Genomic DNA, 24,562 nt, shown 5'->3' with positions numbered 1-24,562 from the left:
ACACGGAAAGGCGCCGCACCCATGGAATCGCCCGCACACGCGGCGCTCCGCGCCGAACTCGCCGCGCTCACCACCGAGGCGTTCCGCCCCGAGCTCGCGGACATCGACCGGCTGCCCACGCTCGACATCGCGAAGATCATGAACGGTGAGGACGCCACCGTCGCCACCGCCGTCGCGGCCCGGCTCCCCGGCATAGCGGCCGCCATCGACGCGATCGCGGCCCGGATGGCCGGTGGCGGGCGGCTCGTCTACGCGGGCGCGGGCACGGCCGGCCGGCTCGGGGTGCTGGACGCCAGCGAGTGCCCGCCGACCTTCAACACCGACCCCGCGCAGGTCGTCGGCCTGATCGCGGGCGGCACGCCCGCGCTGGTCACCGCGGTGGAAGGGGCCGAGGACAGCCGGGAGCTGGCCGCCGGGGACCTGACGGCGATCGGGATCGGCCCGGCCGACACGGTCGTGGGCGTCTCCGCGTCCGGCCGCACCCCCTACGCGCTGGGCGCCGTCGAGCACGCCCGCGCGGCGGGCGCGCTCACGGTCGGGCTGTCCTGCAACGCCGGCTCGCCGCTCGGCGCGGCCGCCGAGCACGCCATCGAGGTCGTCGTGGGGCCCGAACTCCTCACCGGATCGACCCGGTTGAAGGCGGGCACCGCGCAGAAGCTCGTCCTCAACATGCTCTCGACCATCACCATGATCCGGCTCGGCAAGACCTACGGAAACCTCATGGTCGACGTGCGCGCCTCCAACGACAAGCTGCGCGCCCGCTCCCGGCACATCGTCGCCCTGGCCACCGGCGCGTCCGACGCGGAGACGGAGGCGGCGCTGGCGGAGACCGGCGGCGAGGTGAAGAACGCGATCCTCGTCGTGCTCGGCGGGGTCGACGGCCCCACGGCGGCGCGCCTGCTCCAGGAGTCGGCCGGGCACCTGCGCGCGGCCCTGCGTGCGGTCGCCGGGGGCTGACCGGCGGGAGAGAATCCCGTTACGAGCGTCCCCGGAGCAAGGGACTTCACCCATGGCCCCAGCCGACAGCCCCGCCGCCATCGCCGCCGCGCTGCTCCCGCTCCTGGGCGGCGCCGGGAACATCGCCTCCGTCGAGAACTGCATGACCCGGCTGCGGCTGGAGCTCCACGACCCCGCCCTCGTCCGGGGCGAGGCGCTGCGGGCGCTGCCGGCCGTGCTCGGCGTGGTCGAGGACGGGCGGGTCCGCCAGGTCGTGCTGGGCCCGGGAGCCGTCGCCCGGGTGGCGCCCGAGCTGGCGCGGCTCTGCGCGGCCGCGCCGGTCACCGCCGAGGCCCTCGCCCAGCGGGGCGCGGCGATCCGCGCCGAGCGCGCCGAGCGCAACGCCACCCCCGGCAAGCTCTTCCTGCGCCGGATCGCGGCCGTCTTCGTGCCGCTGATCCCGGCGCTGATCGGCTGCGGCATCGTCGCCGGGCTCGGCGGGCTGCTGGCCAATCTGCACCGGCTGCCCGGCCTCTCGCCCGCGCTGACCGCGGTGGCCTCGGGCTTCATGTCGCTGATCGCGGTGTTCGTCGGCTACAACACGGCGAAGGAGTTCGGCGGCACCCCGGTGCTGGGCGGCGCGGTCGCGGCGATCACGGTCTACGGGGGCGTCGGCCGGGTCAGCGCCTTCGGGGAGCGGCTGGAGCCGGGCCAGGGCGGGGTGCTCGGCGCGCTGGCCGCGGCGCTGCTGGCGACCCGCGTCGAGAAGTGGTGCCGCAGGCGGGTGCCGCAGGCCCTGGACGTCCTCGTCACCCCGACGCTGACGGTGCTGGTGACGGGCCTGGTCACGCTGTACGGGCTGATGTACGCGGCCGGGAAGGTCGCCGCGGGCATCGGGCGGTGGGCCGACTGGCTGCTGGCCCACGGCGGCGCGGGCGCGGGCTTCGTCCTGGGCGGGCTGTTCCTGCCGCTGGTGATGCTGGGCCTGCACCAGGCGCTGATCCCCATCCACACGACACTGATCCAGCAGGAGGGCTATTCGGTCCTGCTGCCGATCCTGGCGATGGCGGGCGCGGGCCAGGTGGGGGCGGCCCTCGCGGTCTACGTCCGGCTCCGGCGCAATCTGTCGGTGCGCGGCACGATCCGCTCCGCGCTCCCGGCGGGCCTGCTGGGCATCGGGGAGCCGCTGATCTACGGCGTCTCGCTGCCGCTGGGGCGGCCGTTCGTCACGGCGTGCGTGGGCGGCGCGTTCGGCGGCGGCTTCGTGGGCCTGCTGAACCAGCTGGGCGTCAAGGTCGGCGCCACGGCCATCGGCCCGTCCGGCCTGGCCCTCTTCCCCCTGCTGAAGGGCAACCACGGCCTCGGGAGGACGGCGGCGGTCTACGCGCTGGGGCTGCTGGTGGGGTACGTGACGGGCTTCGCGGCGACGTACTTCTTCGGCTTCGGCCGGGAGTCGCTCAGGGAGCTGAACGCGCCGAGGGCGGCACCCCGGTGATGGGGTACCGCCCTCGGAAGACTCGAGCTGCTCCCGATCACCGGACGGAGTCCGGTGCAGCGTCCCGAAGCGTGTGAGGCCGGCTACGGCCGAACACTGCGAGGGGCGCGTCGGGAGGATTCAGCTCAGAAGTCCATGTCACCGCCCGGCATGCCGCCCGGAGCGGCCGCGGCGGCCTTCTCCGGCTTGTCGGCGATGACGGCCTCGGTGGTCAGGAACAGCGCGGCGATGGACGCGGCGTTCTGCAGGGCGGAGCGCGTGACCTTCGCCGGGTCGATGATGCCCTCGGCGATCATGTCGACGTACTCGCCGGTCGCGGCGTTCAGGCCGTGGCCGACCGTGAGGTTGCGGACCTTCTCCACGACGACGCCACCCTCGAGACCACCGTTGACGGCGATCTGCTTGAGCGGGGCCTCCAGGGCCAGGCGCACGGCGTTGGCGCCGGTGGCCTCGTCACCCTCGAGCTCGAGCTTCTCGAAGACCGCGGAGGCCTGGAGCAGGGCCACGCCACCACCGGCGACGATGCCCTCCTCGACGGCCGCCTTCGCGTTGCGCACGGCGTCCTCGATGCGGTGCTTGCGCTCCTTGAGCTCGACCTCGGTCGCGGCACCGGCCTTGATGACGGCCACGCCGCCGGCCAGCTTCGCGAGGCGCTCCTGGAGCTTCTCGCGGTCGTAGTCCGAGTCGCTGTTCTCGATCTCGGCGCGGATCTGGTTGACGCGGCCCTGGACCTGGTCGCTGTCACCGGCACCGTCGACGATGGTCGTCTCGTCCTTGGTGATGACGACCTTGCGGGCGCGGCCGAGCAGGTCGAGACCGGCGTTCTCCAGCTTGAGGCCGACCTCCTCGGAGATGACGGTGCCACCGGTGAGGATGGCGATGTCGCCGAGCATGGCCTTGCGGCGGTCACCGAAGCCCGGGGCCTTGACGGCGACGGACTTGAAGGTGCCACGGATCTTGTTGACGACCAGGGTCGACAGGGCCTCGCCCTCGACGTCCTCGGCGATGATCAGCAGCGGCTTGCCGGACTGCATGACCTTCTCGAGGAGCGGCAGCAGGTCCTTGACCGAGCCGATCTTCGAGTTGACGATCAGGATGTACGGGTCGTCCAGGGACGCCTCCATACGCTCCATGTCGGTGGCGAAGTACGCCGAGATGTAGCCCTTGTCGAAGCGCATACCCTCGGTGAGCTCCAGCTCCAGACCGAAGGTCTGGGACTCCTCGACGGTGATGACGCCTTCCTTGCCGACCTTGTCCATCGCCTCGGCGATGAGCTCGCCGATCTGGGTGTCGGCGGCGGAGATGGAGGCGGTGGAGGCGATCTGCTCCTTGGTCTCCACGTCCTTGGCCTGCTCGAGCAGCGCACCGGAGACGGCCTCGACGGCCTTCTCGATGCCGCGCTTGAGGGCCATCGGGTTGGCGCCGGCGGCGACGTTGCGCAGGCCCTCGCGGACCAGCGCCTGGGCCAGGACGGTCGCGGTCGTCGTGCCGTCACCGGCAACGTCGTCCGTCTTCTTCGCGACCTCCTTGACCAGCTCGGCGCCGATCTTCTCGTACGGGTCCTCGAGCTCGATCTCCTTGGCGATGGAAACACCATCGTTGGTGATCGTGGGGGCGCCCCACTTCTTCTCGAGGACGACGTTGCGGCCCTTGGGGCCGAGGGTGACCTTGACGGCGTCGGCGAGCTGGTTCATCCCGCGCTCGAGACCGCGCCGTGCCTCCTCGTCGAACGCGATGATCTTGGCCATGTGAAGTGGTCCTCCCGGGACGTCGGGGGTCCCCCCATGCCGTTCAGGCTATGGGGGAAGGATTTCTCCGGACCGCGCTGGCGCCCGCGACGGACGGCTCACCGGCCTGATGGTTCCTTGCCCCACCCGGCTGATGGACCTCACCGACGGTCCAAATCTGTCACTCTCACGGGGAGAGTGCTAACGCCAATGATTAGCACTCGACCCACCAGAGTGCAAGCGATCCGTCGGCGAGCGCACCGTAAGTGGCACCGGGGGCACCTCCCAGCGTTAGCTGGGGGCGCAAGCGCCTCTACCGAACGGCACCCCTACGGAGAGAACGCGACCGGGTACACACGGAACGCGCACGCGTACACGTACACGTACACGCGCGAGGGCACACGAAGGGCCCGTACCCCGGTGCGCGGGTACGGGCCCCTCGGCGAGCTGAGTGAGCCGGTGGTCGATGCGCCGAGATCAGACGGCGAGCTTGACCATGTCCGCCTGCGGCCCCTTCTGGCCCTGCGAGATCTCGAACTCCACTCGCTGACCCTCCTCGAGGGTGCGGTAGCCGTCCATCTGGATCGCGCTGTAGTGGACGAATACATCCGCACCACCGTCGACCGCGATGAAGCCGTACCCCTTCTCCGCGTTGAACCACTTGACGGTGCCCTGAGCCATGCCTAACTCCCCTATTACTGGCCCTTGCGCAGGACCGCACTTCGCGGACCCGGGTCAGACCTCACCCCTGGAACTCTCCCCAGCCGGTGGCAGGAGGAATCCCAGTGGCGTGCGCCGGAACGCGTCGACCGCGGCTGAATGTATCTGCACGGATGCCGTCTGCAACAGGTCACTCGGACGAGAATTCCCGGCGCGGCCGATTGCCGAAATACGGCGAACTCCGGTGGATCCAGGGCAAGTCGGGCCGGGCATAGCGCAAGCAACCCGACAATTCGCGCACACAGTTCGCGCACAACTTGACGGGTTCTCATATGCGTTCGGCACTGACGCCGGAGGGGGATCGCCCCAACTGTATCGCGCTCAACAGACGGAATCGCCCCGTCCACTTCGTGGCCGGGGCGATTCCGGGGGTCTTTCGCAAGGAGCCTGCGTAAAGCTCAGCCTCCGGCGACGGCGGGGATGATCGAGACGCCGGAGCCGTCCGGCGTGGGCGTCAGAAGTCCCTGCTCGAACCGCACATCGTCGTCGTTGACGTAGACGTTCACGAACCGGCGCAGCTTCCCCGCGTCGTCGAGGACGCGGGCGGCGATGCCGGGGTGGTTCTTCTCCAGATCGCCGATCACCTCGGCGAGCGTCGCGCCCTCGGCGGGGACTTCGGCGACACCTCCGGTGTAGGTGCGGAGGATGGTGGGGATGCGCACGGAGATGCTCATGGGGGTCCTGCCTTTCCGGTCTTCCGGTGAATGGTCGGGTACGGACGTCAGCCGGTGGCGAGCCCGGCGGCGCGGAACGCCTCCAGGGACGGCCGGATGGTCGCGGACGGCCCGGCCGCCACGGCGTCCAGCGTCTTGAGCCCGTCCCCGGTGTTGAGCACGACCGTCGTCAGCGCGGGGTCGAGCACCCCGCGCTCGACGAGCTTGCGGGTGACGCCCACCGTCACCCCGCCCGCGGTCTCGGCGAAGATCCCCTCCGTCCGGGCCAGCAGCCGGATCGCGTCGACGATCTCCGCGTCGTCCACGTCCTCCACGGCGCCGCCCGTCCGCCGGGCGATGTCGAGCACGTACGGCCCGTCCGCGGGGTTGCCGATGGCGAGGGACTTCGCGATCGTGTCCGGCTTCACCGGCCGCACCACGTCGTGGCCGTCCTTGAACGCGCGGGAGACCGGCGAGCAGCCCGCCGCCTGGGCACCGAAGATCTTGTACGGCCGGTCCTCGACCAGGCCCAGCGCGATCAGCTCCTTCAGCCCCTTGTCGATCTTCGTGAGCTGGGAGCCGGAGGCGATGGGCACCACGATCTGGTCCGGCAGCCGCCAGCCCAGCTGCTCACAGATCTCGTAGGCGAGCGTCTTGGAGCCCTCGCCGTAGTACGGGCGGAGGTTGACGTTGACGAAGCCCCAGCCCTCGCCGATCGGGTCGCCGATCAGCTCGGAGCAGAAGCGGTTCACGTCGTCGTAGGTGCCCTCGATGCCGACGAGGTCGCCGCCGTAGACCGCGGCCATGACGACCTTGCCCGCCTCCAGGTCGTGCGGGATGAAGACGCAGGACTTGAAGCCCGCGCGGGCCGCGGCGGCACCGACCGCGCCGGCGAGGTTGCCGGTCGAGGAGCAGGAGAGCGTGGTGAAGCCGAAGGCGCGCGCCGCCTCGACCGCGATGGCGACGACGCGGTCCTTGAAGGAGTGCGTGGGGTTGCCGGAGTCGTCCTTGACGTACAGCCCGCCGGTGAAGCCCAGCTCGCGGGCGAGGTTGTCGGCCTTGACGAGCTTGGTGAAGCCGGGGTTGAGGCTGGGCCGGTCCGCGACGTCGGCGGGGACGGGCAGCAACGGGGCGTAGCGCCAGATGTTGTCGGGACCGGACTCGATGCGGCGGCGCAGGGCCTCGGGGTCCCCGGTGGGGAGGTCGTACGCGACTTCGAGCGGGCCGAAACAGGCGGCGCAGGCGAAGATGGGACCGAGGTCGAACCGCTCGCCGCACTCACGGCACGAGAGGGCGACGGCGGGACCGAGCGCGACAGAAGTGGTTGAGCTTTCGACAGACTGCACAGCCATGGAGGCGAGGCCCTTTCTCCTCATCTTCCTCGCGGCGAACCTCGCCACGAGACGGAATTGGCACCTTCCCCACCGGGAGCCTCGCTGCTTACGCGCAAGACCGGCGGGAGGGTTGCCGGGGCTTCAACGGGCCGTGTCCCTCTGCCCCTCTGGATGAGCGGTATGGCACTGGGCACTGCCCAGGCGTTTGTGCGCGCGGCGACCCCGACATACGACGGCGTTCCGCGTTGTTCAGACTGTAACCGAAGGCACGGAGGCCCGAGACAGCCGTCCGTACCGCGAGATGCGTCACAGAACCACGTCACAGAACCACATCGCAGAACCAGAGGAGTCGTTCACGTGCTGGAAGAGGTGGAGCGCTGGCTGGACCGGCGGTCCTGGTCCGTCGGAGACCGTCCGCTCGACCAGCTGCTCGCGGCCAAACGGGAGAAGGGCACCACGGTCAGCGTGGTGCTGCCCGCGCTGGACGAGGAGGCGACCGTCGGCGACATCGTCGCCACGATCCGGCGCGAGCTGATGACGGACGCGATGCCGCTGGTGGACGAGCTGGTGGTGCTCGACTCCGGCTCCACCGACCGCACGGCCGAGGTCGCCGCCGCGGCCGGCGCGCGCGTGGTGCACCGCGACTCGGTGCTGCCGCGGCTGCCCGCCCTGCCCGGCAAGGGCGAGGTGCTGTGGCGGTCGCTGCTGGTGACGCGCGGTGACGTCGTCTGCTTCGTCGACGCCGATCTGCGCGACTTCTCCGCGGACTTCGTCTCCGGCATCGTCGGCCCGCTGCTGACCGAACCCGGCGTGCAGTTCGTGAAGGCGATGTACGACCGCCCGCTCGGCGAGGTGGCCGGGCAGGGCGGCCGGGTGACCGAGCTGGTGGCCCGCCCGCTGCTCAATCTGCACTGGCCGCAGCTGGCGGGCTTCGTCCAGCCCCTGGGCGGCGAGTACGCGGCCCGCCGCTCGCTCCTGGAGAGCCTGCCGTTCCCCGTGGGCTACGGCGTGGAACTCGGCCTCCTGGTCGACGCGCTCCACACGGTCGGCCTGGACGCGCTGGCCCAGGTCGACGTGGGCGTCCGCGTCCACCGCCACCAGGACGGCCGCGCGCTGGGCCGGATGGCCGCCGCGATCTACCGCACGGCGCAGCTGCGGCTGGCTCGCGGCCATTTGGTGCGGCCGTCTTTGACCCAGTTCGAGCGTACGTCCGAGGGATTCGTCCCTCGGACGTACGCGGTGGACACGGAGGAACGCCCCCCGATGCGAGAAATCCCGGAATACGCGAGCCGCGACGCCGCGTAGCGGGTTCTTGTGCCCCAGCCCCGCCCCTTCCCGGCTGCGTCCGATCTGCGGCTCCGCCGCGTGGGGGCGCCTGCGGCGCTTTGTTCCCCAGCCCCGCCCCTTCCCGAAACCGGGGAGACCCCGCCCCCCCTGACCGCGCTCCGCGCGGTGTCCTCAAACTCCCCCAGCTGCCTCCCCCAGACTCCGTCCGGGGGAGGCAGCTGGGGGAGGCAGCGGACCCGCAGCCCGGGGTCTGGGGCAGCGCCCCCCACGCGGCGGAGCCGCAAATTAGATGCAGCCGGGAAGGGGCGGGACTGGGGAAACAATCCCGGCCGCACCCAGGCACGGGTCCGGGGCGGAGCCCCGGCCGCGGCGGAGCCGCGCAACAGACGCTGCGGGAAGGGGCGGGGTAGGGGAACAAAGCCCGCCGCAGGCGCAGCCGACCCGCACCCACCCCCGCCAAGGACAAACGTTTGAACGGCCGGCAGTCAGGCAAGGCTGGCCACATGGTCGTTGAGCACATGCAACCGCACACGCACGCCGCCCAGATCGTCGTCGCCTCCAACCGCGGCCCGGTCTCGTACAAGCTGGTCGACGGCGAGCTGACGGCCGGCCGAGGCGGTGGCGGTCTCGTCTCGGGGCTCAGCGCCATAGACCGCGACGCCGGCGCCGTATGGGTGTGCGCGGCCATGAGCGAGGGCGACCGCGAGGCGGCGCGGCGCGCGGGCCGCAGGCTCGACGCCGAGGACACCGGCGGCCACCGGGTGCGCATGCTGGACGTCGCCCCGGACACTTTCACCGCCGCCTACAACGGCATCGCCAATTCCGTGCTGTGGTTCGTCCACCACATGCTCTACGAGACGCCCCTGGCCCCCGTCTTCGACGCGGACTTCCGACGGCAGTGGGCGGCGTACGAGGCGTACAACGCGGCCTTCGCGGACGCGCTCGCCGAGGAGGCCGCGCAGGGCGCGGCCGTGCTCGTGCAGGACTACCACCTGGCACTGGTGCCGGGCCTGCTCCGGGAGCGCCGCCCGGACCTGCGGATCGGCCACTTCTCGCACACCCCCTGGGCCCCGCCCGACTACTACCGCGTACTGCCGGACGACGTCGCTGAGCGGGTGCTGCGCGGCATCCTGGGCGGCGACCGCGCGGCCTTCCTGACCGAGCGGTGGGCGGACGCGTTCGCCGACTGCTGCGAGAAGGTCCTGGGCGCGGAGATCGTCCGCGGCACGGGCGGTACGGCGGTGCTCTTCGAGGGGCGGACGACCCGGCTCGGCGTGCACGGCCTCGGCGCCGACGCGGACTTCCTGCGGGAGCGCGCGCACCGGCCGGATGTCGAGGAGCGGATGGCGGCGCTCCGCGAGCGGCTCGGTCCGGACCGCAAGGCGATCGTGCGCGTCGACCGCACCGAGCTGTCCAAGAACATCGTGCGCGGCCTGCACGCGTACCGCCGACTGCTGGAGGACCGCCCGGAGTGGCGGGGCAAGGTGGTGCACATCGCCTTCGCGTATCCCTCGCGGCAGGACCTGAAGGTCTACCGCGACTACACGGCGGAGGTGGAGCGGGTCGCCCGGGACATCAACTCCACGTTCGGCACGGTGGATTGGGAGCCGGTCTCGCTGCACGTCAAGGACGACTTCGCCCGCTCGCTCGCCGCCTACCGGCTCGCGGACGTCGCGCTCGTCAACCCCATCCGCGACGGCATGAACCTGGTGGCCAAGGAGGTGCCCGTCGTCTCCGACCACGGCTGCGCGCTCGTCCTCTCCCGGGAGGCGGGGGCGGTGGCCGAGCTCGGCGACGAGGCGATCGTGGTCAACCCGTACGACGTGGAGGCGACGGCCTCGGCACTGCACGAGGCTCTCCTGATGGACCCGTCGGAACGGGCGTCCCGCACGAAGCGGCTCGCCGAGGCGGCGGTGGCGCTCCCTCCGGCCCGCTGGTTCCTGGACCAACTGTCCGCGCTGTAGCCGCTGGCGGCGGGCTTTTTCCCCAGCCCCGCCCCTTCCCGAACTGGGGCTGCGCCCCAGACCCCGAAGCACGCTTCGCGCGCTGTCCTCAAACGCCGGACGGGCTGGATTTCGCTGATGCAGGTGCCAATTCAGCCCGTCCGGCGTTTGAGGACGCGCCCGAAGGGCGCTCTCCGCCGCAGGCGGCAACGGACCCGCAGCCGGGGGTCTGGGGCACGAGCCCCAGTTCGGGAAGGGGCGGGTAGGGGAAAAAGCCCGCCGCAGGCGCACCCGGCCCGCACCCAACACACCGCTCACCCCCCAGCGCACACCCCGGGCAAACAACCGGGCAGCCTTCGGCAAAGTGCTTCGGGCCGTCGCCTGGCCCGTCCCGGGCACGGGTAACCATGAGGCCATGCCGATAGCAACACCCCGAGCCGCCTCCGTCCTCGCGGCCGTCGCCCTTCTGGCCGCCGCCCTGACGACCGGCTGCTCCTCCGATTCCGGGAGCAAGAGCTCCGACACCGAGAACGCCAAGGACACCAAGGGCGCCAAGTCCAGCGCGTCCGCGTCCCCCTCCGCTTCGGCCGCCGCCGCGGGAGGGGTCGGCGCCATACCCGTGGGCCCGGGCCCCCAGGGCTCGTACACCGTGCAGAAACAGCCCGAACCGGGCAGCTGCCACTATCAGTACACGGCGGCCAAGGAGCCACTGCCCGACTCCAATTGCACGCCCGGGGCGACGAATCCTAAGGTCACGCAGGCGACGTTGAAGTCGACGATCTGCCGCAGCGGCTACACCAAGGACATCCGGCCGCCGGTCAACATCACCAGCCGCGAGAAGACCGCCAACGCGGCCTCGTACGGCTACAAGGGCTCGATGAAGGACTACGAGTACGACCACCTGATCAGCCTTCAGCTCGGCGGCGACCCCAACGACCCGCGCAATCTGTGGGTCGAGCCGCCCTCCCCGGGCCACAAGGAGGGCGCGGGGCCCAACAACCCCAAGGATGTGGTCGAGACCAAGCTCAAGAACGCGATCTGTTCGGGCAAGGCGGACCTCGTCAAGGCTCAGCAGGCCATAGCCCATGACTGGACGACGGCGCTGAAGACTCTCGGGCTGCCGGAGAAGGCGGCCAAGGGGGACCCGACCGCGGTCAAGGACCCGGACGACGAGTGAGGTTCAGCCGGTGGTGAGACGGTCCGCGAGGGCCGTCAGCAGTTCCACGACGCCGGCCGGGCCGTCGACGACGAGGTCGGCCCGTTCGGCGAGTTCGGTGACCTCCGTGCTGCCGCTGCACACGAGGAGGCCGGCCAGCCCTTCGGCCCGCAGCTCCTCGACGGCGGCGAAGGCGGCGAGGTCACCGAGGTCGTCACCGGCGTAGAGCACGGAGCGGGCGCCCGTCTCGCGCACGTACTCGGCGAGGGCCACGCCCTTGTCGATGCCGGGCGGGCGCAGCTCCAGGACGAACCGGCCGGGTTCGACGATCAGTCCGTGCCGTGCGGCGAGCGCTTCCAGCGGGCCGCGCAGGGCGTCGTACGCGGCCTGGGGGTCGGCGGCGCGCCGGGTGTGCACCGCGATGGCGCGGCCCTTGTCCTCGACCCAGGTGCCCCGCCAGGAGCCGGACCGGTCGAGCTCCCCGGGCAGCGCCGCCTGCACGGCCGCGACGCCGGGGTGCGGGGCGGGGGCCTTGACGGTGCCGGTGACGGCGTCCCAGCGCTCGGCGCCGTAGTGGCCGAGGACGACGAGGTGTTCCAGCCCCTGGACCCCGGCGAATCCGCCGTAGCGCACGGCCACGCCCGCCGGGCGTCCGGTGATCACGGCGACGGAGCGCAGTCCGGGCGCGAGGCGCGCGAGCGCGGGCACGGCGCCGGGGTGGGCGCGGGCCTGCTCGGGGTCCGGGACGATCGGCGCGAGCGTGCCGTCGAAGTCCAGCGCGACGACGCTCTTGTCCGGCGCGGCGAGCAGCTCGGCGAGGCCGTGGCGGCCGGCGCGGCTGCGGGGTTCGGGGAGCGGATGACTGCCCATGGGGACGACCCTACTGTCCTGGAGCGCCCGAGGGGCTCGAACGTGCGACTGGAACCGGCCCGGCTAGCGTCTTTCCCGCCGTGCGTCGCGCAGCCGCCGGAGGCGGTTCACCGTCACCGGGTCGTGCGCGAGCGCGGCGGGGTCGTCCAGCAGCGCGTTGAGCAGCTGGTAGTAGCGGGTCGGCGTGAGGCCGAGGTCCTCGCGGATCGCGCGTTCCTTCGCGCCGGGGCCCGGCCAGGTGCGGCGCTCCAGCGCCAGCACGTCCCGGTCCCGTCCGGAGAGCCCGGACCCGTCCGGTCCGGAGCCCGCGGAATCGCCGTCGGCCGCCGTCACTTGTTGCCCTGGCTCGCCGTCTCGAGGGAGTTCGCCTCGCGCTCGATCTCGCTGAGCACGCTGCTCGGGTCGCCGCCGTTCTTCACCGTGGCGCCGATCTTCTCCTTGATCGCCTTGCTGACCGCCGCCCAGGACGTCTTGTCGGCGGGATAGAACTCGGCGCTCTCCAGCTGCTCCAGGAAGGGCCGCAGCTTCTTGCGGCCCGAGTCCGCGGCCATCTTCGCGGAGGCGGACGAGGTCACCGGCAGCAGGTCGTACTGGCCGGTGAAGTCCAGCACGTTCTTGGTGCTGTAGACGAAGTCGAGGAAGGCACCGATCTGGTCGCGGTTGCCGTTCTGCTTGAACGCCATCATCCAGTCGGCGACGCCCATGGTCGACTTGGACTTGCCCTTGACGCCGGGCAACGGCGCGGTGATGTACTTGATCCCCTTGGCGTCGGCCTGCTGCATCAGCGTGGGGTGGCCGTTGAGCATCCCGACGTCGCCCTTGCAGAAGGCGTCGAAGACTTCCTGCCGGTTGGTGCGGGCGGGGTCGAGGGAGCCGGTGAGCTTCTTGGCCACGAGCTCGTCGCGCAGCCAGGTCAGCGCGTTGACGTTCTCCTGGCGGGCGATGGTGTAGACGCCGTCGGCGTCGGTGTAGCCGCCGCCCGCGGCGAGGAACCACATCATCGTCTCGGCCGGGGCCTCCTCCGGGCCCAGCGGCAGGCCGAAGGGTATCTTCACGCCGTTCGCCTGGAGCTTCTTCGCCGCGGACTGGAGCTCGTCCCAGGTCTCGGGGGCCTTGGCGATGCCGGCCTTGTCGAAGTGCTCCTTGTTGCAGAAGAGCAGACGGGTGCTGGAGACGAACGGCATGCCGTACTGCACGCGGTGCACCTCACCCGCCTTCTCGATCGAGGGGATGAACTCCGCCTGGGTGGGGACCGTGAGCAGCTGGTCGACGCTGTAGAGCTTGCCGGCCGCGGCGAAGTCGGCGTACGCGCCGATCTGCGCGAGGTCGGGGGCCTTGCCCGCGGCGACCAGGTCGGCGACCCTCTTGTCGACCTCGGTCCAGCTGAGGACCTCGACGTCGACCTTGATCTTGCCGTGCTGGTCCTCGAAGTCGCGGACGACGGCGTCCCAGTACTTCTTCGAGGTGTTCGACGGATTGTCGCCGTAGTCCGCGGCGATCAGCTTCAGCTTCTTGGTGCCCGAACCGGGACCGCCGCTCCCGCAAGCCGTCAGTGCGGGAGCCAACGCCGCAGTCGCGGCACCCGCCGCCGTCATACCCAGGAACCGCCGCCGCTGCACTACTGCTGCCCACCTTCGTGGTTCGTTTGTCCTCGCTGGAGACCGTGAGTCTCCCCCGCGCGCCACCTTACGGTCCAGCCGGCTCCGGTTGCGCTTCGGTACCACCTTCCGCTCTTCCCTCCCTCGCCGCAGGGCTGCTATCCACGTTCCCGACGCCCACCGCACCTCTCCCAAGGAGCCTCAGCGCATGCAGCAGCCTTCCTCCTCACATTCCGCTTCCCGCACGGCGGCGGAGATCGTCACCCAGCCCGGCTGCTGGCGGCGCGCCGCCGAGGCGGCGGCCGGCACCACGGAGCTGCCCCGGCCCGGCGAGCGGGTCGCGGTGACCGGGTGCGGCACGTCCTGGTTCATGGCCCAGGCGTACGCGGCGCTGCGCGAGGCCGCCGGGCAGGGCGAGACGGACGCCTTCGCCGCCTCGGAGTTCCCCCGGGCCCGCGCGTACGACCGGGTCGTGGCGATCACCAGGTCCGGGACCACGACGGAGGTCCTCGACCTGCTGGCGGCCCTGCGCGGCCGCACGCGCACGCTCGCGCTGACCGCCGACCCCGCGACGCCGGTGACGGACGTGGCCGGATCTCTCGCCCCGCTCGACTGGGCCGACGAGGAGTCCGTCGTCCAGACCCGCTTCGCGACCACGGCCCTCGCGTACCTCCGCGCCGGCCTGGAGGCACACGGCCCGCTCCCCTCCGGCGTCCGTACGGTCGCCGAGGCGGCGGCGGACGCGGAGTCCGCGGTCTTTGAGCCGCTGCCGCCGTCCGTGCTCTCCGCCGGGCAGTGGACCTTCCTGGGCACGGGCTGGACGTACGGGCTCGCGCAGGAGGCCGCCCTGAAGATGCGCGAGGCGGCGGGCGCGTGGACCGAATCGTACCCCGCGATGGAATACCGCCACGGCCCGATCTCGATCACGGCCCCCGGCCGCGTCGCGTGGATCCTGGGCGCGGTCCCCGCGGGGCTCGCGGAGGATGTGTCACGAGCGGGCGGCACGCTCGTGACGGCCGGTCCTCGCCTCGACCCGATGGCGGACCTGATCCGTGCGCAACGTCTCGCTGTCGCGGTGGCGGAGTCGAAGGGCCTCGCCCCGGACGAGCCGCGGGGGTTGACGCGGAGTGTCATCTTGAACGGCTAGCGGACGCGGCTTCGCCTGCGGCGGGCTTTTGTTCCCCAGCCCCGCCCCTTCCCGAACTGGGGCGCTGCCCCAGACCCCGACCTGCGGGTCCGTCAGCTGACGCGCAGCGCCTGCGGCGCTCGTCCTCAAACTCCCCCAGCTACCGCTGGGGGAGTTTGAGGACAACGCGCGAAGCGTGCTTCGGGGGTCTGGGGGCTTGCCCCCACGCGGCGGAGCCGCACTTCAGACGCAGCCGGGAAGGGGCGGGGCTGGGGAACAAGCCCGCCGCAGGCGCACCACACCCGCACCCACCACCGCCCCACCCAACAGTGGACTAGACCTTTCCACCCCCACACGCGACACTACAGACGTGAAACACGTCATCGCCCTGGACGTCGGCGGCACCGCCATGAAAGCCGCACTCATCGGCCCCGACCACCAGATCCTGCACGAAGCCCGTCGCCCCACCCGCCGCGATCACGGGCCCGACGCGGTCGTCGACGGCATTCTCGACCTCGCGGCGGAGCTGCGAGCGGCGGGGCGGGAGAAGTTCGGGCGGGAGGCGGAAGCGGCCGGCGTGGCCGTGCCCGGGATCGTGGACGGCGAGGCCGGCACGGCCGTCTACGCCGCGAACCTCGGCTGGCGCGACGTGCCGCTGCGCGACCTGCTGACGGAGCGCCTGGGCGGCGGCACCCCCGTGGCCCTGGGGCACGACGTCCGCACGGGCGGCCTCGCGGAGGGCCGCGTCGGCGCGGGCCGGGACGCCGACCGGTTCCTGTTCGTCGCCCTCGGCACCGGCATCGCGGGAGCGATCGGCATCGACGGCCGGATCGAGCAAGGCTCGCACGGATACGCGGGCGAGATCGGTCACATCTCCGTACGTTCCGGGGCAAACGCCCCGAAGTGCGGCTGCGGCGGCACCGGCTGCCTGGAGACGCTGGCCTCGGCGGCGGCCGTGAGCGCCGCCTGGGCGCGGGTCACGGAGGACCCGGCCGCCGACGCCGCGGGCTGCGCCGCGGCCGTCGCGGCCGGTGACCCGCGCGCCCGCGCGGTGTGGCAGGAGGCCGTCGACGCCCTCGCGGACGGCCTCGTCATCGGGCTCACCCTGCTGGACCCCCATACGCTGATCATCGGTGGCGGGCTCGCCGAGGCGGGGGAAACGTTGTTCACACCGCTGCGCGCCGCCGTCACGGAGCGGATCACGTTCCAGCGGCTCCCCCGCATCGTCCCGGCGGTGCTCGGGGACACCGCCGGCTGCCTGGGCGCGGGCCTGCTCGCCTGGGACCTTCTCTCCACCGATGCCACGGAGGTATCCGCCTGATGGTCGAACGAACGGTTCTCTCCGGTGCCCGCGTGGTCCTGCCGACAGGCGTGGCCGAGAACGGGCGGGTGGTGGCCGAAGGCCGCCGCATCGCCGCGACGGCACCCGCCGACGGCCCGGTCCTCGACCTCACGGGCCACTGGATCGTTCCCGGCTTCGTGGACATGCACGTGCACGGCGGCGGTGGCGCGTCCTTCTCCTCGGGCGACGCCGAGGAGGCGCTCACGGCCATCCGTACGCACCGCGCGCACGGCACGACCACGACCCTCGCCTCCACGGTCACCGGCGACCTCGACGACCTGGCCCGGCAGGCGGCCGTCCTCGCGGAGCTGACCGAGCAGGGCGACCTGGCGGGCATCCACTTCGAGGGCCCGTTCATCTCGCCGCACCGCTGCGGCGCGCACCAGCCGGGGCTGCTGCGCGACCCGGACCCGGCGGACGTGCGCAAGCTCGTCGACGCGGCGCGCGGCACGGCCCGCATGATGACCCTCGCCCCGGAGCTCCCCGGCGGCCTGGAGTCCGTCCGGCTGCTCGCGGACGCGGGCGTCATCGCGGCGGTCGGCCACACGGACTCCACGTACGAGGCCACGCTGGAGGCCGTCGAGGCGGGCGCGACGGTGGCCACCCACCTCTTCAACGCGATGCCGTCCCTGCTGCACCGCGCGCCCGGCCCGATCGCGGCGCTGCTGGAGGACGAGCGGGTCACCGTCGAGCTGATCGACGACGGCACCCACCTCCACCCCGCCGCCCTGCAACTCGCCTTCCGCGGCGCGGGCGCGGACCGGGTCGCGTTCATCACGGACGCGATGGGCGCGGCCGGCATGAACGACGGCATGTATCCGCTGGGCCCGATGCGCGTCGAGGTCAAGGACGGCGTCGCGCGGATCGCCGACGGCCCGACGGCCGGTTCGATCGCGGGCTCCACGCTGACGCTCGACACCGCCTTCAAGCGCGCGGTGACCGTCGACGGGCTGCCGGTCGAGGATGTCGTACGGGCCCTGTCGGCGAACCCGGCGCGGCTGCTGGGCGTCGACGACCGCGTCGGTTCCCTGGAGCCGGGCAAGGACGCGGACCTCGTCGTCCTCGACGCGTCCTACGACCTGGTCGGTGTCATGCGCAAGGGCGAATGGGTGGTTGAGCCCGAAGTGCGGTAGTTCTCCGCACCCGTGACGGGAGTTCACACGGCGGCGGCGCGTCCGAGGTCTGGGCGTGCCGCCGCTGTTTTGGCATGATCGCTCGCGCAGCCGTTCACACAGCCGTCACGCCGCCGTAAACGCCGTCCCCGGTCATGGGAGAGAGCCGCCGATGATCCTCACGGTCACGCTCAACACCGCACTCGATCTGACCTACCGCGTTCCACGTCTGCACCCGCACACCTCGCACCGCGTCACGGACGTCACCGAACGGGCGGGCGGCAAGGGCCTCAACGTCGCGCGCGTCCTCGCCGCGCTGGGCCACCCCACCGTCGTCACCGGCTTCGCCGGGGGCGCGACGGGTGAGACCGTGCGCCGTCTGCTCGCCGAAGGCGCCCCCGCCACGGGGAACCTCACCGACGCCCTCGTACCCGTCCTCGGCCCCACCCGCCGCACGGTCGCCGTCGTCGACGCCTCAACCGGCGACACGACCCAGCTCAACGAGCCCGGCCCCGCCATCGCGCCCGAGGAGTGGGCGTCCTTCACCGACGCCTACGCCCGGCTCCTGCCCGAGGCCGCCGCCGTCGCCCTGTGCGGCAGCCTGCCGCCGGGCGTCCCGGTCGGCGCGTACGCCCATCTCGTACGGCAGGCCCGCGCGCTCGGCGTGCCCGTCCTCCTCGACACCAGCGGCGAGCCGCTGCGCCGGGGCATCGCCGCCCGCCCCGACCTGGTCAAGCCCAACACCGGCGAACTCGCCGCCCTCACCGGCTCCACCGAGCCGCTGCGCGCGGCCCTCGACGCCCGGCGCCGGGGCGCCCACGCGGTGGCCGCGACCCTGGGCGCCGACGGCATGCTCGCCGTCACCCCCGAGGGCACCTGGCGCGCGACCCCGCCGCGGCGGCTGACCGGCAACCCGACCGGCGCGGGCGACTCCGCCGTCGCGTCCCTCCTCGCCGGCTGGGTGGAGGGCACCCCCTGGCCGGAGCGCGTGGCCCGCGCCGTGGCCCTCGCGGCGGCGACCGTACGGGCGCGGGCGGCGGGCGAGTTCGACCGGAAGGCGTACGAGGAGTTGCTGCCGAAGGTCTCGGTGACGCCGCTGTAGCAGGCGCGGAACCCCTCACGAGCAAGGGAGTTGGCCCGCAATGCCCCTGACCCGCACCGCCGATCTCGTCTCCGCCCACGAGGCCGTGATCGCCTTCAACGTCATCACGGTCGAACACGCGGAGGCGATCGCCACGGCCGCGGAGGCCGCCGGCTCCCCCGCCGTCCTCCAGGTCTCCGAGAACGCCGTGAAGTACCACGGGGGCCACCTCGCCCCCATCGCCGCCGCGACGGCGGCGGTCGCCGCGTCCTCGACCGCCCGCCTGGCCCTGCACCTGGACCACGTCGAGGACGACGCCCTGCTGCGCGAGGCGCACGCCCACCCCTTCAGCTCGGTGATGTACGACGCGTCGAGGCTCCCGTACGGCGAGAACGTCAAGGCCACCGCGGAAGCGGTGCGTTGGGCCCACGAACGCGACCTGTGGATCGAGGCGGAACTGGGCCGCGTGGGCGGCAAGGCGGGCGACGCCCACACCCCCGGCGTACGCACCGACCCGGCGGAGGCCGCCGCCTATGTGGCCGAGACCGGCGTGGACGCCCTGGCGGTGGCGGTCGGCAGCACGCACGCGATGGCCACCCGCACGGCCACCCTCGACCACGCCCTCATCGCCGCCCTGGCCGCCGCCGTCCCCGTCCCCCTCGTCCTCCACGGCTCCTCGGGCGTCCCCGACGGGGAACTCCGCCGCGCGGTCACCGCGGGCATGAGAAAGATCAACGTGGGCACGGCCCTGAACACGGCCTTCACCGAGACGGTCCGGACCTTCCTGAAGACCCACCCGTCGACGGTGGACCCGAGAAAATACCTGACCCCGGCACGAGAGGCGATGGCGGAGACGGCACGCCACTTCCTGGAGGCGGTGAGCCGAGGTCAGTCCTGACCGGAGAAGATCTCGTCGGCCTCGGACACGATGAAGGCCCGGTCCAGCCAGCGCTCCAGGGTGTCCAGGTCCTTGCAGCCGGACACCCGTTCCCGAATCTCCGGCGGGACGGCGATGTCCCTGTTCCGCAGCACGCGCAACACCATCAGCGCCCGCTCCGAGGCCCGCCCTTGGGCCAGCCCCTCGGCACACCCTTCGGCACGCCCTTCGGCACGCCCCTTCTCTTCGCCTTCGAGGAGCGCCTGCTCGATCATGGTGCCGCGGCCGGGGAAGTAGGTACGGATAGGCATCAGTTTCCTCCAGGTCTCTCCCGCCCGGGAGTTCCCCAGGCCGATCTCCAGCAGTTCCGCGTAGTACGCCGATGTCTCCGGGGCCGCCGTCGCCAGGGCGAGGGCCAGTGCGTCCAGTATGGCCGTGGCGTCCCGGCTGCTGCCATGTGTCATGGCGGAGAACGTCGCCATGGTCAAGTCCTGGGCGGCCTCCTCCGCGTCGATGATCACGGGGACGTTCCCGGGTCCCAGGACCAGCGGATGCACCGACAGCGAGGTCCAGGCGTCGACGCCGAGCCGCAGCGGCCCCGAAGCCCAGTCCGCGGTCGCCTTGTCCTGGCAGACCACGAGGAGCAGTGCGGGACAGCCGTACTTCGCCTTCAGATAGGACAAGTAATACGCCCAGCTGGCCGCCTTGGCCTGGTCCTGACGCCCCTGCGCCTCGATGGCGAGGAGGAACCCGGGACCGTCACCGCCGTCGGCCGGCTCGATGCGCAGCACGCTGTCCACGCGCCGTTCGAGCGGTCTGATCTCCGTGACGTCCGCCGTGAGGACCTCGACGGTGGCCTTGGCGGGTAACGGCACGCCCAGCAGCCGGAATACCGGCGCGAGCAGCTCCGGGCGTTCCTGGAAGATGCGGTGCGACGCCTCGTGGCGCGAAGTGACCATGGGGGAACGCTAGAACCGCGAACGCGGGCCCCCTGGACTTTCTACCTACGTTCACCCGTTCGAGAGGGCGGAATCGCTCATCAGTTCAAAGAAGGCCGCCCCGGCAACGGGACGGCCTTCTTCGGGCTCACCCGACGCGCCCGCCTCAGACGTTCACACCAAAGTCCTGCGCAATGCCCACAAGACCCGACGCATACCCCTGGCCCACGGCGCGGAACTTCCAGTCCGCGCCGTTGCGGTAGAGCTCGCCGAAGACCATGGCCGTCTCCGTGGCCGCGTCCTCGCTGAGGTCGTAGCGGGCGATCTCGGCGCCGCCGGCCTGGTTGACGATGCGGATGTACGCGTTGCGGACCTGGCCGAAGTTCTGGCTGCGGGCCACCGCGTCGTAGATGGAGACGGGGAAGACGATCTTCTCCACGTCGGCCGGGAGCGCGGCGAGGTTGACGTTGATCGACTCGTCGTCGCCGTCGCCCTGGCCGGTGGTGTTGTCACCGGTGTGGACGATGGACTGGTCCGGCGTCGACTTGTTGTTGAAGAAGACGAAGTGGGCGTCGGAATAGACCTTGCCCGTGGGGTTCACGGCGATCGCGCTCGCGTCGAGGTCGAAGTCCGTACCGGTGGTGGTGCGGACGTCCCAGCCGAGGCCGACCGTGACGGCCGTCAGGCCCGGGGCCTCCTTGGTGAGGGAGACGTTGCCGCCCTTGGACAGGCTTACAGCCATGGGAAAGGTCCCTTTCTGATGGAAACGCTGCGATGGCGACCGCGGGATCGCCGTCACCCTTGATAACGCCCTCCGGGGGACCTGGGGTTCCAGTCAGCTTTACTTTCTTTGCCATTTCCTGATGGGGGTTCCGGGCGGGGATCCGGACGGGTTTCCTGATGGGGCGTCTCCGCGGACGCCGCCGGACGCAAAACGGGGTGACGGCCCGCCCCGGGCGCGGGATCATGGGGGACATGTCCGGTCCCCACGTCATCCGCGGCTCCGTCTGCCTCCCGGAGTCGGAGCTCATGTGGCGTTTCTCGCGCTCCTCGGGCCCCGGCGGCCAGCACGTCAACACCAGCGACAGCCAGGTCGAGCTCCGCTTCGACCTCGCCGCCACCGACGCGCTGCCCCCGGTGTGGAAGGAGCGCGCCCTCGCCAGGCTGGCGAGCCGCCTGGTCGGCGGCGTGGTGACCGTACGGGCGTCGGAGCACCGTTCCCAGTGGCGCAACCGCGAGGCGGCGGCCGTCCGGCTGGCCGCGCTCCTCGCCGAGGCGTCCGCGCCCCCGCCCCGGCCGCGGCGGCCCACGAAGATCCCGCGCGGGATCAACGAGCGGCGGCTGCGCGAGAAGAAGCAGCGCGGCGACACCAAGCGCGGCCGCTCCGGGCGCGATTGGGGCTGAGCCGCGCGCCGAGCAGGAGCTGAGTCGCACAGAAGGGCGCAAGCCGGGGCCGGACCTCAGGCCAGCCGCCGGTAGCGCCCCTTGAAGTACGTCAGCGGCCCGCTCTCCGTGCTCGGCGCGTGCGCCGTCAGCACCCGGCCGATCACCAGCGTGTGGTCCCCCGCCTCGACCCGCTGCTCGGTCCGGCATTCCAGCACCGCCAGCGCACCCCGCACCAGCGGAGCCCCCGTCGGCACGCCGCGCTCGTAGGGGATGTCCTCGAACAGCAGCCGGTCGCTGATCCGGCCCTTCATCGCGAAGCGGCCCGCGATGTGCCGCTGGCTCTCGGCGAGGACGGACACCGCCCACAGCGGCTGCCGTTCCAGAAGGTCGTCCATGCGGGAGCCGTTGCGAACGCTCACCATCACGAGCGGCGGTTCGAGCGAGACGGACAGGAACGCGGTCGCCGTCATCCCGACGTCCTCACCCTGCGGCCCGTCCTCGGCGTCGTGGGCGGTCACCAGCACGACGCCCGCGGCGAGGCGTGCGAGGGCGGCCCGGAACTCGTCGGCGCTCACCCCTTCAGCATGGGGTATGGCGGTCTCGTGGGGCGAAGTCGTCTGCAACACGCTGTGCACGCTAGCCGCCGCGCCGTTCCCCCGCATCGGGCTTCAGGACCAGCCGGGTCCTAGGTCGCCCGGTGGTGCCTCCCGGGCAGGAATCCCGTGCCGACCGGGCATTCTCGCGCTCCGCGACCGATTCGCGCCAAAGCGTGGCCGATTGCCTTTCGGCAGCCATCCGATTCGCCTCCGGATGGCGTCCATATGGGTGTCGTATGGGTTTCGGATTTGCGTTCACGAAGCATAAGAGCGCGCTCGAACGCCAGGGGCGGGACTTCATCACACACTGTGACATGAGTCACAGAGGGCGCTAATTGTTGACCCTGTGTACCGAGTGGTCAGCTCGCTGTGATTCAGTGGCCGTGATAAACGGACGACAAGAAGCCTGGAGTTGCTGTCGAGGTCTCGGGGGAGAGCGAAGATGGAGACCGAGTCGGAGCCGTACGTCCGCCTTGCGACCTTGCGGGGATTGCATCAGGTGGTTGCCGATCTGAACACGGCACGTAGCCTCGCGGACACCTTGCAGACCGTCGCCGACGGCATCATCGCCGGCCTCGGCTATGAGCTTTCGGCGGTCAATCTCGTGCGGCCCGACGGGGATCTCGTCGTGGCCGCCGTCGCGGGCAGCGCACACGCCGAGGCGCTGATGGCCGGGCGGGTCGGCTCCCGGGTCTCCTGGGAGCGCCGGCTGGCCATGGCGGACCAGTGGGGCTCGCTGCGCTTCATCCCGTACACCGAGGGCTGGGTGCTCGACGACGACGACGTGCCTCAGTGGCACACCGCAGGCCCCGCCCCGCGCTTCCCGGACGAGTGGCACCCCATGGACCGCCTCTTCGCCCCGATGTACACGGCGGGCACCGCCGGAGGCGAGCTCCTCGGCGTCATATCCGTCGACCGGCCGCGCAATGGACGCCGCCCGGGAGCCTGGGGGCGGGAGGCCCTCCAGATGTACGCGTTCCAGGCCGCGATTGCGATCAGTAACGCTCGGCTGCGCGCAAACATGCAAAGGGCACTCGTCCGCTTGGAGCGGGAACAGCAGGCGCTGCGCGCGAGTGAGGAAAGCTTCCGCCAGGCCTTCGAATACGCGCCCAGCGGCATGGCCATCGCCGAGATGGGCGGGGATCAGCACGGGCGGCTGCACCGCACGAACGACGCCCTGTGCCGGCTGCTGGGCCGGTCCGCCTCGCAGATGCGCCGCTATTCCTTCTCCGACCTCGTCCACCCCGAGGACATCGGCACCCTCCTGCGCACCTCCGCCGAGGGCGGCCGGGCCGAACTCCGCCTCGGCCGCCGCGACGGCAGCTATGTCTGGGTGTCGCTGCGCAATTCCGTGGTGGCCGACGCCGCCGACGGCCCGCGCTATCTCCTCACCCACGTCGAGGACATCGAGGAGCGCAAGCGCCACGAGCTCCAGCTCGCCCACCGCGCCAGCCACGACTCCCTGACCGGCCTGCCCAACAGCGCCGAGCTGCGCGCCCGCCTCAGCAGCCGGCTGTGCGGCACCCCGGCCCGCGCCGAGGAGCACGCGGCGGCGGTGACCCCGTACGGCCCCCTGGACGGCTTCGACGAGGTCGAGGGCGCGGCGTACGGGCAGCAGCAGTACGGGCACGGCTTCGGCGCCGACCTCGGGCCGGACTACGCCCCGGACTTCGCCGCCGACTACGCCTCCGACTTCAAGCCCGACAGCGCCACCGGCGAATTCGGCGCCGAGCACGGCGGCGCGCCCTATCCGGGGCACGTGCACACCGTCGCGCCCGACGAGAGCTCCGAGGACGACGGGACCAAGGGCCTGGCCGTGCTCTTCTGCGACCTCGACGGCTTCAAGTCGATCAACGACCGCTTCGGGCACCACACCGGCGACGCCGTCCTCATAGAGGTCGCCCGGCGGCTGACCGACGGCGTGCGCGAGGGCGACACCGTGGCCCGGCTCGGCGGCGACGAATTCGTGGTCCTGGCGGACGGTCTCGGCCAGGCGGACGCCGAGGACCTGGCGGTCCGGCTGCGCAACGCGATCATCCCGCCGATAAGGGTCGACGGCCGCGCCGTACGCGTCGGCGCGAGCTTCGGGATCGGCTGGGCGGGCTGCGGAATGTCGGCCGACGAGGTGCTCCGCTCCGCGGATCAGCGGATGTACGTCGAAAAACGGTCACGCGCCAAGGCGGGGCGGCGGGCAGGCTGAGGTCCGTACCACGGCGTGGGCCCATGATTACCGGGTAGGCTGCGCCGAATGCGGCCACTGCCGCCGACGTGAATCGATCGTGAAAATTGGCCATCCGGACCGCGAGGATGCCCGGGCCGCCCCGGCTCGGCAGCGGCGTTCCGGGGCGCTCGCGCACGTGAGCGCCGGTGGGCACCAGGTTGGGA

General features: G+C 71.8%; 22 protein-coding genes and 1 riboswitch. Of the genes, 12 read left to right on the top strand and 10 right to left on the bottom strand.

Annotated elements, in window-relative coordinates; genetic code table 11:
- Positions 1-21 precede the first annotated feature (21 nt).
- Complete coding sequence (gene murQ / locus ACFY1P_RS28535; RefSeq protein WP_390752212.1) at positions 22-957, top strand: N-acetylmuramic acid 6-phosphate etherase; 936 nt, start codon at positions 22-24, stop codon at positions 955-957.
- A gap of 52 nt (positions 958-1,009) precedes the next feature.
- Positions 1,010-2,431, top strand: a complete 1,422-nt coding sequence (locus tag ACFY1P_RS28530) for a PTS transporter subunit EIIC (RefSeq protein ID WP_361528042.1) — start codon at positions 1,010-1,012, stop codon at positions 2,429-2,431.
- Positions 2,432-2,556: 125 nt separating this feature from the next.
- On the opposite strand, the gene groL is transcribed toward ACFY1P_RS28530, so the two are convergent.
- The 4 genes from groL to thrC form a co-directional block, all read right to left on the bottom strand.
- Positions 2,557-4,179, bottom strand: coding sequence for a chaperonin GroEL (groL, locus tag ACFY1P_RS28525; RefSeq protein ID WP_366007490.1), 1,623 nt, complete (start codon positions 4,177-4,179; stop codon positions 2,557-2,559).
- 456 nt (positions 4,180-4,635) lie between these two features.
- Entirely contained in the window at positions 4,636-4,839 is a 204-nt protein-coding gene (locus tag ACFY1P_RS28520) for a cold-shock protein (protein ID WP_005315736.1), read from the bottom strand.
- Positions 4,840-5,276: 437 nt separating this feature from the next.
- Complete coding sequence (locus ACFY1P_RS28515; protein WP_390752211.1) at positions 5,277-5,552, bottom strand: MoaD/ThiS family protein; 276 nt, start codon at positions 5,550-5,552, stop codon at positions 5,277-5,279.
- A 47-nt stretch (positions 5,553-5,599) separates the two neighbouring features.
- The gene (gene thrC / locus ACFY1P_RS28510) at positions 5,600-6,883 is read right to left on the bottom strand and encodes a threonine synthase (protein WP_390752210.1); all 1,284 of its coding nucleotides are present in this window, start codon (positions 6,881-6,883) and stop codon (positions 5,600-5,602) included.
- A gap of 17 nt (positions 6,884-6,900) precedes the next feature.
- Positions 6,901-7,043, bottom strand: a riboswitch (SAM riboswitch).
- Between the two features lie 179 nt (positions 7,044-7,222).
- On the opposite strand from thrC, the gene ACFY1P_RS28505 reads away from it, so the two are divergent.
- From ACFY1P_RS28505 to ACFY1P_RS28495, 3 genes are all read left to right on the top strand, one after another.
- Complete coding sequence (locus ACFY1P_RS28505; RefSeq protein ID WP_361528034.1) at positions 7,223-8,170, top strand: glucosyl-3-phosphoglycerate synthase; 948 nt, start codon at positions 7,223-7,225, stop codon at positions 8,168-8,170.
- Between the two features lie 485 nt (positions 8,171-8,655).
- A complete protein-coding gene (locus tag ACFY1P_RS28500) occupies positions 8,656-10,116 on the top strand; it encodes a trehalose-6-phosphate synthase (RefSeq protein WP_390752209.1) in 1,461 nt (486 codons plus the stop codon).
- 394 nt (positions 10,117-10,510) lie between these two features.
- Complete coding sequence (locus ACFY1P_RS28495) at positions 10,511-11,272, top strand: hypothetical protein (protein WP_361534777.1); 762 nt, start codon at positions 10,511-10,513, stop codon at positions 11,270-11,272.
- 3 nt (positions 11,273-11,275) lie between these two features.
- On the opposite strand, the gene otsB is transcribed toward ACFY1P_RS28495, so the two are convergent.
- The 3 genes from otsB to ACFY1P_RS28480 form a co-directional block, all read right to left on the bottom strand.
- Positions 11,276-12,121, bottom strand: coding sequence for a trehalose-phosphatase (gene otsB, locus ACFY1P_RS28490; protein WP_390752208.1), 846 nt, complete (start codon positions 12,119-12,121; stop codon positions 11,276-11,278).
- Between the two features lie 63 nt (positions 12,122-12,184).
- Positions 12,185-12,454 carry a DUF3263 domain-containing protein gene (locus tag ACFY1P_RS28485; RefSeq protein WP_361534771.1) on the bottom strand — a complete coding sequence of 90 codons (270 nt, stop codon included), beginning with the start codon at positions 12,452-12,454 and terminating at the stop codon, positions 12,185-12,187.
- Positions 12,451-13,740: an extracellular solute-binding protein gene (locus ACFY1P_RS28480; RefSeq protein ID WP_361534768.1), complete on the bottom strand. Its 1,290-nt coding sequence runs from the start codon at positions 13,738-13,740 to the stop codon at positions 12,451-12,453. The genes ACFY1P_RS28485 and ACFY1P_RS28480 overlap by 4 nt, the downstream gene beginning before the upstream one ends.
- 187 nt (positions 13,741-13,927) lie before the next feature.
- On the opposite strand from ACFY1P_RS28480, the gene ACFY1P_RS28475 reads away from it, so the two are divergent.
- The 5 genes from ACFY1P_RS28475 (at position 13,928) to ACFY1P_RS28455 (ending at position 19,278) form a co-directional block, all read left to right on the top strand.
- A complete protein-coding gene (locus ACFY1P_RS28475; protein WP_361534765.1) occupies positions 13,928-14,866 on the top strand; it encodes a sugar isomerase in 939 nt (312 codons plus the stop codon).
- 349 nt (positions 14,867-15,215) lie between these two features.
- The gene (locus ACFY1P_RS28470; protein ID WP_390752207.1) at positions 15,216-16,166 is read left to right on the top strand and encodes an ROK family protein; all 951 of its coding nucleotides are present in this window, start codon (positions 15,216-15,218) and stop codon (positions 16,164-16,166) included.
- The gene (gene nagA, locus ACFY1P_RS28465) at positions 16,166-17,320 is read left to right on the top strand and encodes an N-acetylglucosamine-6-phosphate deacetylase (RefSeq protein WP_390752206.1); all 1,155 of its coding nucleotides are present in this window, start codon (positions 16,166-16,168) and stop codon (positions 17,318-17,320) included. Before ACFY1P_RS28470 ends, nagA begins: the two co-directional genes overlap by 1 nt.
- A gap of 151 nt (positions 17,321-17,471) precedes the next feature.
- The gene (locus tag ACFY1P_RS28460) at positions 17,472-18,401 is read left to right on the top strand and encodes a 1-phosphofructokinase family hexose kinase (RefSeq protein ID WP_361524256.1); all 930 of its coding nucleotides are present in this window, start codon (positions 17,472-17,474) and stop codon (positions 18,399-18,401) included.
- A gap of 40 nt (positions 18,402-18,441) precedes the next feature.
- Positions 18,442-19,278, top strand: coding sequence for a ketose-bisphosphate aldolase (locus ACFY1P_RS28455; protein ID WP_390752205.1), 837 nt, complete (start codon positions 18,442-18,444; stop codon positions 19,276-19,278).
- Here ACFY1P_RS28455 and ACFY1P_RS28450 read toward each other — a convergent pair.
- Positions 19,269-20,216, bottom strand: coding sequence for a hypothetical protein (locus ACFY1P_RS28450; protein ID WP_361524250.1), 948 nt, complete (start codon positions 20,214-20,216; stop codon positions 19,269-19,271). The genes ACFY1P_RS28455 and ACFY1P_RS28450 overlap by 10 nt on opposite strands.
- Before the next feature lie 145 nt (positions 20,217-20,361).
- Positions 20,362-20,937, bottom strand: a complete 576-nt coding sequence (locus tag ACFY1P_RS28445) for a TerD family protein (RefSeq protein WP_361524247.1) — start codon at positions 20,935-20,937, stop codon at positions 20,362-20,364.
- A 233-nt stretch (positions 20,938-21,170) separates the two neighbouring features.
- On the opposite strand from ACFY1P_RS28445, the gene arfB reads away from it, so the two are divergent.
- Positions 21,171-21,599 carry an alternative ribosome rescue aminoacyl-tRNA hydrolase ArfB gene (arfB, locus tag ACFY1P_RS28440; protein ID WP_361524244.1) on the top strand — a complete coding sequence of 143 codons (429 nt, stop codon included), beginning with the start codon at positions 21,171-21,173 and terminating at the stop codon, positions 21,597-21,599.
- Between the two features lie 56 nt (positions 21,600-21,655).
- Here arfB and ACFY1P_RS28435 read toward each other — a convergent pair whose 3' ends face one another.
- Complete coding sequence (locus ACFY1P_RS28435; RefSeq protein ID WP_390752204.1) at positions 21,656-22,207, bottom strand: flavin reductase family protein; 552 nt, start codon at positions 22,205-22,207, stop codon at positions 21,656-21,658.
- A 412-nt stretch (positions 22,208-22,619) separates the two neighbouring features.
- On the opposite strand from ACFY1P_RS28435, the gene cdgB reads away from it, so the two are divergent.
- Positions 22,620-24,377, top strand: coding sequence for a diguanylate cyclase CdgB (gene cdgB, locus ACFY1P_RS28430; RefSeq protein WP_361524238.1), 1,758 nt, complete (start codon positions 22,620-22,622; stop codon positions 24,375-24,377).
- Positions 24,378-24,562: the final 185 nt, after the last annotated feature.

This window comes from Streptomyces sp. NPDC001407, assembly GCF_042895325.1.
Classification (GTDB): Bacteria; Actinomycetota; Actinomycetes; order Streptomycetales; family Streptomycetaceae; genus Streptomyces.
The sequence above is the reverse complement of the archived record's forward strand: the minus strand, read 5'-3'. Positions and strand labels throughout refer to the sequence as shown.